Annotated in this window: 12 protein-coding genes; 4 read left to right on the forward strand and 8 right to left on the reverse strand. The window is 47.2% G+C overall.

From position 1 onward, the window contains the following. Nucleotides 1–20 precede the first annotated feature (20 nt). Nucleotides 21–500, forward strand: a complete 480-nt coding sequence (gene ndk / locus PF479_RS20090; protein ID WP_298010743.1) for a nucleoside-diphosphate kinase — start codon at nucleotides 21–23, stop codon at nucleotides 498–500. A 6-nt stretch (nucleotides 501–506) separates the two neighbouring features. On the opposite strand, the gene ade is transcribed toward ndk, so the two are convergent. Continuing rightward, the gene (gene ade / locus PF479_RS20095; RefSeq protein ID WP_298010745.1) at nucleotides 507–2,231 is read right to left on the reverse strand and encodes an adenine deaminase; all 1,725 of its coding nucleotides are present in this window, start codon (nucleotides 2,229–2,231) and stop codon (nucleotides 507–509) included. A gap of 220 nt (nucleotides 2,232–2,451) precedes the next feature. On the opposite strand from ade, the gene PF479_RS20100 reads away from it, so the two are divergent. Together PF479_RS20100 and PF479_RS20105 are read left to right on the forward strand one after the other, a co-directional pair. Then, complete coding sequence (locus tag PF479_RS20100) at nucleotides 2,452–3,735, forward strand: NCS2 family permease (protein ID WP_298010748.1); 1,284 nt, start codon at nucleotides 2,452–2,454, stop codon at nucleotides 3,733–3,735. Between the two features lie 71 nt (nucleotides 3,736–3,806). Then, nucleotides 3,807–4,490: a YjjG family noncanonical pyrimidine nucleotidase gene (locus PF479_RS20105; protein ID WP_298010751.1), complete on the forward strand. Its 684-nt coding sequence runs from the start codon at nucleotides 3,807–3,809 to the stop codon at nucleotides 4,488–4,490. On the opposite strand, the gene PF479_RS20110 is transcribed toward PF479_RS20105, so the two are convergent. The 7 genes from PF479_RS20110 to PF479_RS20140 form a co-directional block, all read right to left on the reverse strand. After that, complete coding sequence (locus PF479_RS20110) at nucleotides 4,491–5,093, reverse strand: TetR/AcrR family transcriptional regulator (RefSeq protein WP_298010756.1); 603 nt, start codon at nucleotides 5,091–5,093, stop codon at nucleotides 4,491–4,493. 223 nt (nucleotides 5,094–5,316) lie between these two features. Continuing rightward, a complete protein-coding gene (fabV, locus tag PF479_RS20115) occupies nucleotides 5,317–6,492 on the reverse strand; it encodes an enoyl-ACP reductase FabV (RefSeq protein ID WP_298010759.1) in 1,176 nt (391 codons plus the stop codon). A 71-nt stretch (nucleotides 6,493–6,563) separates the two neighbouring features. Beyond that, entirely contained in the window at nucleotides 6,564–6,986 is a 423-nt protein-coding gene (fabZ, locus tag PF479_RS20120; protein ID WP_298010762.1) for a 3-hydroxyacyl-ACP dehydratase FabZ, read from the reverse strand. Nucleotides 6,987–6,989: 3 nt separating this feature from the next. Then, on the reverse strand, nucleotides 6,990–8,234 hold the full coding sequence (fabF, locus tag PF479_RS20125) for a beta-ketoacyl-ACP synthase II (protein WP_298010765.1): 1,245 nt from the start codon (nucleotides 8,232–8,234) through the stop codon (nucleotides 6,990–6,992). Between the two features lie 59 nt (nucleotides 8,235–8,293). Continuing rightward, the gene (fabG, locus tag PF479_RS20130; protein ID WP_298010768.1) at nucleotides 8,294–9,025 is read right to left on the reverse strand and encodes a 3-oxoacyl-[acyl-carrier-protein] reductase; all 732 of its coding nucleotides are present in this window, start codon (nucleotides 9,023–9,025) and stop codon (nucleotides 8,294–8,296) included. 18 nt (nucleotides 9,026–9,043) lie between these two features. Continuing rightward, nucleotides 9,044–10,003, reverse strand: coding sequence for an ACP S-malonyltransferase (locus PF479_RS20135; RefSeq protein WP_298010771.1), 960 nt, complete (start codon nucleotides 10,001–10,003; stop codon nucleotides 9,044–9,046). Further along, on the reverse strand, nucleotides 9,997–11,007 hold the full coding sequence (locus tag PF479_RS20140; RefSeq protein WP_298010773.1) for a beta-ketoacyl-ACP synthase III: 1,011 nt from the start codon (nucleotides 11,005–11,007) through the stop codon (nucleotides 9,997–9,999). The genes PF479_RS20135 and PF479_RS20140 overlap by 7 nt, the downstream gene beginning before the upstream one ends. Before the next feature lie 165 nt (nucleotides 11,008–11,172). Between PF479_RS20140 and bcp the strand changes: the two genes are divergently transcribed. Continuing rightward, a complete protein-coding gene (bcp, locus tag PF479_RS20145; protein WP_298010776.1) occupies nucleotides 11,173–11,634 on the forward strand; it encodes a thioredoxin-dependent thiol peroxidase in 462 nt (153 codons plus the stop codon). The last annotated feature ends 333 nt before the right edge of the window (nucleotides 11,635–11,967 follow it).

Genomic DNA, 11,967 nt, shown 5'->3' on the forward strand with positions numbered 1-11,967 from the left:
CCCTATCTATACTTGATTTGATGACGTGGGAAAGAACATTTGTACTGATTAAACCAGATGGTGTAAAACGGGGACTCATAGGACAGGTCTTTCATCGTTATGAAAGAGCAGGCCTGGTGATTGTAGGGTCTAAACTAGTCTCACCCAGTCGCAAGAAAGCGGAAAAGCACTATGAAGAACATAGGGGTAAAAGCTTCTTTGCCCCCCTTGTAGACCTCCTCCTCTCGGGTCCTTCTATGGCCATTGCCCTGGAAGGGGCACACGCCATAGAAGTTGTCCGGAAACTCAACGGAGATACCGAACCAAGAACGGCGGCTCCGGGCACGATCCGCGGAGATTTTGCCCACATGGGTTATACAAGGAGCCCCGAACTCAAGGGTGTGATCAACAACATCGTTCATGCCTCGGATTCTCCAGAGAGCGCCCTTCGGGAGTTATCTCTCTGGTTTGACAATGATTTCGCAGATCCCTATACCACCAACCTGGATGGCATGATTTAGTATCTCTTACTTGACACAAAGATCAACAAACTCAAATTTTGTCACATCAAAGAGACCTTCATCGGTGAGTTTCAGCTCAGGAATAACAGGGAGAGCCATAAACGCCAGGGTCATGAAAGGATCCACATCCTTGTTGACTCCCAGAGTGTGGACGGCGGTATTCAGAAGTTCCTTCAAAGAGGCGCTGACCTCTTCTGCCGGCAAGTCCGACATGAGCCCTCCGATAGGCAGGGGTAAAAGCCCAGCTAGTTTCCCGCCGGCGGCCACGGCGAGACCTCCGCCCGAGGCAGCCAGAGCATTCACAGCCAGGGCCATATCATCATCATTGTCACCGAGAACAATCAGGTTATGAGAATCATGGCCGATGGATGATGCCACGGCGCCCCCCCTCAATCGGTAGTTTTCAACCAGTCCCAGACCGATAGTTCCTTTACCGCCATGCCGTTCAATGACGGCTATCTTCAGAATATCCAGGTCGGGATGGATTTGAAACAAATTTCCCTCATCTCTCTCGACTTTCCGGATCGCATGCTCGGTGACCAGAGAATGAGGCAAGATGCGGATCACCCGGACCACATCGGTTTCCAGGAACAGTCTGAAGTCTTCCGACTTAATCGTGCGGACCTTTACCGTATTCAACACAGCTTCTGTCAGTCGGGAGGACTGAGAAAAAAGAGGCTTCTCATTTTCTGCAACGAGAACACCCTTCTTATAAACCTGCCTGACATGGATGGATTTTAAATCCTCCAGAATAACAATATCCGCATCATACCCAGGAGCCAGGGCGCCCTTACCCTTCAGATTGTAGCATTCAGACGGATTGAGAGTCGCCATCTGTATGGCCCAGACAGGGTCCATCCCCAGGTCTATTGCCTCCCTGATGTTATAGTTGATATGTCCGTCTTTCAGGATGTCCTCGGGCTGTTTGTCATCCGTACAAAAAGCACAGCGTCTAAGGTTGTATGACTTGACACCATTGATCAGATTTTTCAGATTCCGGGCGGCTGAACCCTCCCGGATCAGCACATACATCCCCCTCCTGAGGCGGGAACGCATCTCTTCGGGGGTAGAACACTCATGGTCTGTTCCCACACCGGCACCGATATAGGCATTCAGCTCCTTCCGGTCCACCATGGGAGCATGACCGTCGATGAGCATGCCTCTATCCAGGGCCATCTGCATCTTCTCCAGAACAGCAGGATCACCGGCGATCAGAGAGGGATAATCCATCATTTCACCCAATCCCAGGACACGGGGTTCACCAGCCAGTTGTGCCAGATCCGAGGCGGATAATTTGGCCCCCGCATTTTCAAAGAGAGTGGCGGGCACACAGGAAGGGAGCATAAAAAAACATTCCAGAGGCAGACCCTCTGAAGCATTCAGCATATAACGGATACCTTCCAATCCTGCAACATTGGCTATTTCATGAGGATCTGCCACTACCGTTGTTGTCCCCCGGGGGACGACCAGGGAAGCAAAGTGCTCTGGAGTGGTCAGGGATGACTCGATATGCACATGAGCATCAATGAATCCGGGAGAAATATAGGATCCCTTTAAATCAATTTCAATCTCTCCCTCATAGGCTCCGTACCCCAGTATCTTTCCATCCTTGATCGCCAGGGTATTTTCCAGAATTTCTCCGGTAAATACATTTATAATTTTGCCGTTTCTAAAGACCATATCGGCTTTTTTTCTACCCGCAGCGGCGTCTATAAAACTTTTTAAATCCATTGATTTCCACTCCTTGACCAAGCCTGCTACCGGCTTCATCCCTTCCATATGAGAGGGATGAAGCCGGTAGCAGGCCGATGATTCTTATTATAATACAGTGAAAATGATAATTTGTTAAAAAATTATATTATTTGATTGCTTGATCAGTCAGGACCATTCTATAATTATGAAAACTATTTAATCCGTCCCATAGCAAGGGACCCAAATCAAAGGAGTTTTCATGGAAAAATTTTTCAAGCTGAAAGCCAATGGAACCACCGTTAAAACAGAAGTACTGGCAGGAATGACAACCTTCCTGACCATGGCTTATATTTTAATAGTGAACCCACTGATTTTATCAGACGCAGGTATGGATTTTGGTGCTGTATTTACAGCCACGGCTCTGTCCGCTGGTATTGCTACACTGGTTATGGCTTTAATTGCCAAACTCCCCTTTGCCCTCGCACCTGGTATGGGTCTTAATGCTTTTTTTGCATATGCCGTTTGTCTGGGAATGGGATACTCCTGGCAGTTTGCCCTGACGGCAGTATTTCTGGAAGGTATTATTTTCATCGTACTCACCTTTCTCAATGTACGGGAAGCCAACATCGACTGTATACCAACTAATATTAAGAAAGCAATTTCTGTAGGTATCGGTCTGTTTATAGCTTTTATCGGCTTGCAGAATGCTAAAATGATTGTTAACAATGATGCTACACTCGTTGGATTGGGATCTATTTCCAGCCCTGAATTTACTCTGGCGATTATTGGCCTGGTAGTAACAGCAATCCTTCTGGCATTTAAAGTCAAAGGTGCCCTGCTTATCGGAATAATTGCCGGTACTATTGCAGGTTTCCCCCTGGGACTGACTTCAGCACCCGCTGGAAGCTGGGCTCCCCCTTCACTGGCACCTATTTTTTTCAAATTTGACTTTTCTCAGGTATTAACACTAGATATGTTCATCATTCTGTTTACATTTCTTATGGTAGATATGTTTGATACTGTGGGAACCTTGATCGGAGTGTCTACTAAAGCTGGTCTTTTAACTGAGGATGGCAAGATTCCAAGAGTAAAACAGGCTCTTTTTGCGGATGCCATTGGAACAACCGTCGGAGCCTGTCTCGGTACAAGTACTGTTACAACCTACGTTGAATCTGCCGCAGGAGTAGAGGAAGGTGGAAAAACAGGACTCACAGCCCTTGTTGCTGCAATTCTTTTCTTTGCAGCCCTCTTCCTGTCTCCCCTCTTCCTGATGATCCCCAGTGCTGCCACAGCTCCGGCTCTTATTCTGGTTGGTTTATTTATGATCACTCCGGTTAAGGATATAGAGCTCCACGATATGACCGAGGCTCTCCCTGCCTTTTTGACCATGTTCATGATGCCCCTGACCTACAGCATATCAGAAGGAATTGTCTTTGGGATCGTATCCTATGTCATCCTGAAAGCCTGTACCGGTAAAGCTAAGAGCGTTCCTGTACTAACCTACATCATCGCTGCAATTTTTATTTTGAAGTTCTTTATCTGATCCTACCAGTTCTGTTAGACTGAATAGACCCCGTCCTTCTGAGGCGGGGTCTATTTATTATAGGAGTTCCCATGGGAATCAAGACAATATTTTTCGATGCCGACGGCACCCTTCTTGACTTCAGAAAAGCCGAAAATAAGGCATTAACAGGGCTTAAAGACTTTATGGGAAGTGACCTCTCTCAAGAGGATTTCATAAAGACCTACCACAAAATCAATGACAGAATCTGGATGGAGCTGGAAGAGGGAAGTATAACAGCGGCAGAACTGAAGCAGGAACGTTTCCACCGTTTTGCCGCAGCCATGAAGTCGAAGGTGTCAGCCCGGGAGCTCTCCGAGTTCTATCTCAGGGCATTGGGGCAGGGATGCTTTTATCTGAAGGACGCACAGAACCTCCTGAAGGCTCTACAGGAAGACTTTCCCATGGCAATGATAACCAATGGCCTCACGGCAGTACAAGAGGCCAGATTCGAAGCATTGGGCTTTTATGACCTCTTTACAGAAATTCTTATTTCCGAGACAGAAGGAATAGCGAAACCGGACCCTGAAATATTCAAGAGAGCAGCACAGCGTATGGGGGTCCCTCTGAATAAGGAGATTCTGATGGTAGGCGACAGCCTGAGCTCCGATATTGCCGGCGGTATAGCAGCGGGAATCAGTACATGCTGGTACAATCCCGGTGTATGGGAAAATCATTCCTCCCACAAGGCGGATTATGAGATACAGTCTTTGATGGAAATATTGGAAATACTGTAATTAAGTACAACCGATGGAAAGGCTGTCCAGATAGGAGATAGTGACGGCAATGGCTCCCTCAGGTTCGAACTTTTCAATCATGGCAATCTGAAAGGCAAAGGCTTCAATCAGACTGAACAGCTGATAGGCCGTTTCCTTGGCCGGAACCTTTCGGAACTCACCCTTCTGAATCCCCTGTCTGATCAACTTTGAAAAAAGATAGATCAGTCCGACAGTTCTTTTCTCAATATCCCTGGAATAGTCCTTACCCTGCCGTTTCATCTGAAACAGAAAATCAGCCAGACAGGAAAAAAAGTCTCTTTTTCTATAACACTTCTCAATGATATCCCTGCAGATGAATTTCATCTTGATCAACTCGCTCTGACCATCATCGGTAAAAAGAACCTTGTAGTCCTTGTACATCCCCTCGGTCATCTGTTTCACCGCATAGTAAAAAATCTCTTCCTTGTCTTTAAAGTAGAGGTAGAGAGTCGGCCTTGAAATACCACAGCGTTCGGCGATGTAGGAGAGATTCGTATCCTGATATCCTTTCTGGGCAAAGATAACAAAGGCCCGTTTAAGAATTTCCTGTTTTCGTTTCTCATGATCAATTATCTTGGGCATATATATCAATTATAGCCTGTCAGTATCGATTTGACTATGACACATTTTACTTATTTGTATATCAAAAACCCCGGGATCTATACAACAGCCACTCGGAGCCAAAAAAAGGCCGATCCCGACAGGAGCAGCCTTAAGTGCAGTTTTTTTAGGGTATGCCGCTTAAGTACAACGTACTCCATGGCGGCATTATGTCAATAACAACTGCCTAAAAAAGATACCTAAACTAAAATGCTGAAAGATCCACCTCCTTGTCATAGTCGATGCCGTCTACATTAAATCCGTGAAGCTTAAGATAATCTTCCCGGAATCCTTTAATATCCGATAAGTCGGATACATTTTCTGTAGTAACCTGGTCCCAGAGGTCGGAGACCGCGCTCTGCACATCTTCACGCATTTCCCAGTCATCAATCCGAATACGCCCCTTTTCATCCACAGGAACGTCCTTCCCGGGTTTGAGGCGATCCTTGAAGAGGCGGTACATCTGTTCGATGCAGCCTTCGTGAATTCCCTTTTCTTTCATGACCTTAAAGAGCAGGGCCATATAGAGGGGAACAACAGGAATGACCGAACTGGCACGTGTGACCAGAGCCTTGTTGACAGACACAAAGGCCTGCCCGTGCACATCTTTCAGCATTGTTGTGAGAGCTGCCGCGCTGTTTTCCAGATTTTCCTTGGCTTTACCGATGGTTCCTTCCCTGTAAACGGGGTAGGTCACGTCCGGTCCGATATAGGAATAGGATACAGTACGAAATCCCTCTGCCAGAATTCCGGCAGATTTGAACTGACTGGTCCAGCGCATCCAGTCCTCACCGCCCATGACCTTAACAGTCGGGGCTATTTCTTCTTCATCAGCCGGTTCAATAGTAACATCATTGACTGTCTGATTCATAAAATCTACGGATTGAGCCGTATAGGATTTTCCAATGGGTTTTAATACAGAGCGATAGGTTTCTCCTGTTTCAGGATCCACTCTGACAGGTGATGCCAGGGAGTAGACCAGCAGATCCACCTGACCCCAATTCTCCTTGATCCAATGAATGGCTTGAGACTTGACATCATCAGAGAAGGCATCGCCGTCTATGGTGAAGGATTTGATCCCTTCTCTTTTAGAAAACTTGTCAAAGGCTCTGTTATTATACCATCCGGGGCTGGCAGTTCTCTTGGGGGAAGGCCCCTTTTCGAAAGAGACTCCCAGTGTCTCAGCTCCACCGGCAAAAGCGGCGGTAATCCGGGATGCCAGACCAAAGCCTGTAGAGCAACCGACAATGAGGATTCTTTTGGGCATTTCCAGAGCCCCTTGTCCTTTCACAAAGCCTATCTGGTTTTCTACTTCTTTTTCGCATCCTTCTGGATGAGCCGTGAGACAGACGCTTTTTATAATTTTCGGTTCTATGATCATTCTGTTTATTCCTTGATTCGTCCGTAGCTTCTACACAGTACCAGAGCCATAACAGGACTCTGGTATTTTATTTAATTAGACCCAGGGGTTTTCATGATGCACATCCAGGAAGCTTCTGCAGCCATTTCGTCACCGACAAAAGCCTTTCCCTTCTGCTTAATCATCATACCGCTGATTCTTTCATTAACAATCTCCATACGGACTTCGTCTCCTGGAACAACCTGGCGGCGAAACTTGGCTTTCTCTATGGAGGCTAAAAAGAAGAGGCCCTCTTCATTCCGCAGTTTTTTAAGACCCGCACCACCGCACTGAGCCATGGCTTCCACCAGAAGGACTCCCGGTACAACCGGGTATTCCGGGAAATGACCCTTAAAAAAGAAGTCATCCATGGTGTATTTCCTGTATCCGACAACACCCTCTTCGGAAACATTTTCCAGGCGGTCTACAAAGAGAAAGGGAGCCCGATGGGGGAGTAATTGTTCCATTTCTGTCATATCTTAATCCTCGTACTTCTTGAAAATAATGGAGGCATTGTGGCCTCCGAATCCCAGTGAATCACTGAGAACCGCGTTAACCCTGGCATCGACTCCGACACCCGGCAGGTAATCGAGATCACAGCCTTCTTCAGGATTTTCCAGAGTCAGTGTACCGGGGAGAAACTGATTTTGAATGGCCAGTACAGCTACGATGGCTTCCACGCCACCCGCAGCGCCGACCATATGAGCGGTGATGGCCTTGGTGGAAGAGACTTTCAGTTTATAGGCATGAGTTCCGAATGCCAACTTGATGGCCTTGGTTTCGATGGGATCGTTAGTGGGTGTGGATGTGCCGTGGGCATTGATGTAATCAATATCCTCAGGATTCAGGCCGGCATCTTCCAGAGCAAGTCTCATGGAGGCGGCAGCCCCTTTCCCATCGGGATCTGGTGAGGTCAGATGACCGGCATCGCAGGTAGCACCATAGCCTACCAGCTCGGCATAGATGGGAGCGTTCCTTTTTTTGGCATGTTCCAATTCTTCCAAAATAATGACACCGGCACCCTCTCCCATGATAAAACCGTCACGGTCTTTATCAAAGGGACGGCAGGCCACTTCGGGTGTATCATTGAACTTGGTGGAGAGTGCCTGGATTCTAGAAAACCCTCCGATACTAAAGGGGGTAATAGCCGCCTCCATGCCACCGGTGAACATGCAGTCGACCCTTCCGCTTCTGATCATATCCAAAGATTGACCAATGGCATCGGTGGCGCTGGCACAGGCTGTAGAAACGGAGGAACAGGGTCCATGGAGTCCAAGTTTAATGGCAACATTGGCGGGCCCCTCATTGCTGATCATCTTGGGAATGGTCATGGGGGCAATCCCGGAGGGTCCTCTTTTAAAAAGCTGCATCATGTTTTCTTCTATCACTTCAAATCCGCCGATTCCATTGCCAAGGCAGACACCGACTCTGTGAGGATCAAAACTGCCTTCTATAAATCGGGCATCCCTGGCTGCCTGAACGGCAGAGGCAACGGCATATATAGTAAATTCAGCCATTTTTCTGACTTCTTTCCGGTCTACATAGAGGGTGGAGTCAAAATCCTTCACTTCTCCCGTGACTCTGCATGCAAATTGTTCGGTGTCAAACTTTGTATTAGCTCCGATTCCGGTCTTGCCTTCTTTCAGGGATTTCCAGAAAGCGGGGACATCATTCCCTGCGGGATTAACCGTACCCATTCCTGTGACTACTACACGTCTTTTCATATTAAACCACTCTCCTTAAGAGTTACTTTTAGATTGAAGACCGAAAAAAAATCGGCCGGTTACATCACCATTCCGCCGTCTACATTCAGGACCTGTCCTGTGATGTAGGAGGCTTTGTCTGAAGACAGAAAAAGTACGGCTTCCGCTATATCCCGTCCAGAACCGGTGCGTCCAAGGGGAATCTGCTTTTTCAGTTCATCCATGACCTTGTCGCCAAGATCCTTGGTCATATCTGTATTGATAAAACCGGGAGCAATAGCATTCACTCTCACACCCCGGGAGGCTACTTCTTTGGCCAGACTCTTTGTCAGGCCGATCATTCCGGCCTTGGAGGCGGCGTAGTTACACTGCCCTGCATTCCCCATGACTCCCACAACACTGCTCATATTGATGATACAGCCTTTTCGCTTACGGATCATCTGGGCGGCGGCAATTCGTGAGATGAGGAAGGCACTTGTCAGGTTCACTTTCAAGACCTGTTCCCACTGATCCATGCTCATGCGGAAGATCAGGCCGTCTCTGGTGATGCCTGCATTGTTCACGACAACATCCAGGCCCTCTTTGGCCAGGGGGTCAACAATGGCAGTCATCTGCTCTTCGTCTGTCACATTACCCTGATGCCAGGTCACGGTAGTTCCCTTCTCTGAGGCCAGAGCCTGAAGCTCATCTATATAAGGACTGGGACTGGTACTGATAAAGTGGACAGTGGCCTCTTCTTCAAGAAAAAGCTGCACTATTTCTTTTCCGATTCCCCGGGAGCCCCCGGTAACAAGAACTGTTTTGCCTTTCATGTTTTCTCTCCCTGCTGATTAATGAATATTTTTTATGTTTTCAAGAAGACCATTCAGACCCTCAAGAGTACCGCAGGAAAAGACTTCCTGCTCCATTCCGGATTTTTTCCATAGTCCTGTGAGGACCGTCCCGGGCCCGGCTTCGGCAACACGGAAGATTCCGGATGAACCGAGATTTCTTTCAATCTCCAGCCACTGTACGGGGCTGACCATCTGCTGAATACTCAGTTCCCTGGCTTCTTCTCCCGTAGTAACAAGGGTTCCGGTCACATTGGAATAAAAATCTTTCACCGGATCAGAAAACTTCAGTCCCCCCAGGAAATCGGCGAGAGCCTCTTTTCCGCTGTCCAGGAGAGGAGTGTGAAAAGGACCGGAGACTTTAAGGGGAATGACCCGTTTGGCTCCGGCTGCTTTTAAAGCACCCTGAACATCTGCAATACCGGCGGTAGTTCCTGAGATGACGACCTGAACAGGGCTGTTGTTATTGGCCGCATACACATGAGTGCTCTGACAGTTGGCCAGGACCTTCTGTATGGCATCAAAATCAAGCCCCATGACAGCAGCCATTCCCACATCCCCATAACGGGTTATTACCTGCGCAGCCGTAGAAGACATGATGTCTCCCCTCGCGGAAACAAGTGAAAAAACATCGGATTCTGTTAAAATACCTGCATCGACCATGGCCGAAAACTCACCCAGGCTGAATCCTGCGGTGCAGGAAGAGTGGATTTTTTCTTCATTCAGGGCCCGGAGAACAGAGAGATTCACAAGAGTGACAGCCACCTGAGTGTTCTTTGTCTCTTTCAGATCTTCAATAGAACCTTCGAATAAAAGGCCGCTCATATCCTTTCCGATGATGTCTGAAGCCAGGGAGAAGAGTTCTCTGACACAGTCATAGGATTCCCAGAGGTCTTTTCCCATACCGGGAAACTGAGCGCCCTGTCCGGAAAATAAAAAAGCTGTTTTATTGTCTACCATACGAAATAGTTTCCTCCATAGGACAGTCCGGCTCCAAAACCGACACTGATCACCTTATGATTTTTCTTCAGAAGTCCCTGATCATCCATATCGGATAAGGCAATAGGAACGGTGGCTGCAGAGGTATTCCCATAATTCTGCAGGTTCACAAAAAATTTGTCCATAGGAATTTTAAGCCGTTTTGAAGCAGCCTGAATGATTCTAAGATTTGCCTGGTGTGGAACGATCCAATCCAGTTCATTCTTATCAATCCCGGCTCTTTCCAGTAATTCCAATATTGTCTGGCAGATGACCCGAACAGCAAATTCATATACCCGCCTGCCATCCATGGCGATATACAGATCCTGGGGATTTTTCAGATCCGCCATGATTTCCGGTGTCAGAGGGTTTTTAGATCCCCCGGTTTTCACAATCAAGGCATCCCATCCACTCCCTTCGGAGCGCAGGCTGGAAAATTTGATTCCCCGGTCTTCCTCGTCGGAGACTGAAACCACAACAGCACCCGCACCGTCGCCAAAAAGGACACAGGTATTCCTGTCTTTCCAGTTCACCACTGATGAAAGCACTTCGGCTCCCACAACAATCACATGGTCACAGGTTCCGGCGTATATGAAGCTCCGAGCCGTTTCGAGGGCGTAAGAAAAGCCGCTGCATGCAGCGGCAAGATCGAAGGCACCGGCTCTGGGAATATCCAGGGCATCCTGGATCAAGCAGGCCGTAGATGGAAAGGCTTTATAATCAGGCGTGGATGTGGCAACAATGATCATTCCAATATCATCTTTAGAAACTCCGGAACTCAGAAGTGCCAGACGGGCAGCCTCAATCCCCAGGGTTGAACAGCTCTCTCCTTCGGAAGCGAGATACCGGGATTCAATCCCGGTATGGGAACGTATCCATTCATCTGAGGTATCCACCCAGTTGGACAGGTCGTCATTACTGACTTTACGGTGGGGCAGAGATTTTCCCAGACCGGTGATAATTCCATTGCGGATAGTCGTTGTCATAAAATTATTATTTACAGAATAGGACCAAATGTCAATAACAGCAGAGGCCTTTGGGTGAAATTGAGACCAAACGAACCTGAAAAAGATGATTTGGATGATTCAGGTTTTCCATTCTTCCTTCCTATGAATTATAATAAAAGAAAATAATTTCAAAGAGGTACAGATATGCTCCAGAAGGGAGATCAAGTTAAAAATTTCACACTCCAGGATGACCACGGACAGGAAATCAGTCTCTCAGATTTCAGAGGAAAAAAAGTTGTTGTCTATTTTTACCCCAAAGATGACACTCCCGGCTGCACCGTCGAGGCCTGCAGCTTCAGGGACGAGCACAGCCGCTTCGCGGATGCGAATACAGTAATTCTGGGAATCAGCAAAGATTCAGTAGAAAAGCATGAAAAATTTAAATCAAAATATGATTTGCCTTTTTACCTGCTCAGCGATCCTGAAACAACGGTGATAAAACATTTTGGAGCCTGGGGGGAGAAAAAAAATTACGGAAAGACCTATGAAGGAATCATCCGTTCCACCTTCATCCTTGATGAAGTGGGTAAGGTGATTCATACATTTGAAAAAGTGACTACCAAAGATCATGCCTTGGCCGTTTTGGAAGAAATAGGAAAGTTCTAAAACCGTCAGGGCCTAAAAAACCCCCAAGGGAAAGGAGGAAAACCTTAGGGGTTGAAAAATTTTTAATTTAAAACGGTTATGCTTGTAATACAATCCACCTTAAGAAGCGTTACAACAATTTTAAATTTTTTAGAAATCCCGTCCTAAAAAGTCCAATCTTGTTCAATCCATAGGCTTGAGGTATCTTATGAGAGATCACGGGGGGAATAATTTGGTTTTATTCATCATGATGCTGGGAATGATTGCCTCAGGATCTGCAGTAATATTCGTTAAACTGGGATCCATGAACCCGGTAATCCTGGCCTCCTACAGGCTGCTTCTCTCCGCTTTAAT

This window comes from Oceanispirochaeta sp., assembly GCF_027859075.1.
Taxonomy (GTDB): domain Bacteria; phylum Spirochaetota; class Spirochaetia; order DSM-2461; family DSM-2461; genus Oceanispirochaeta.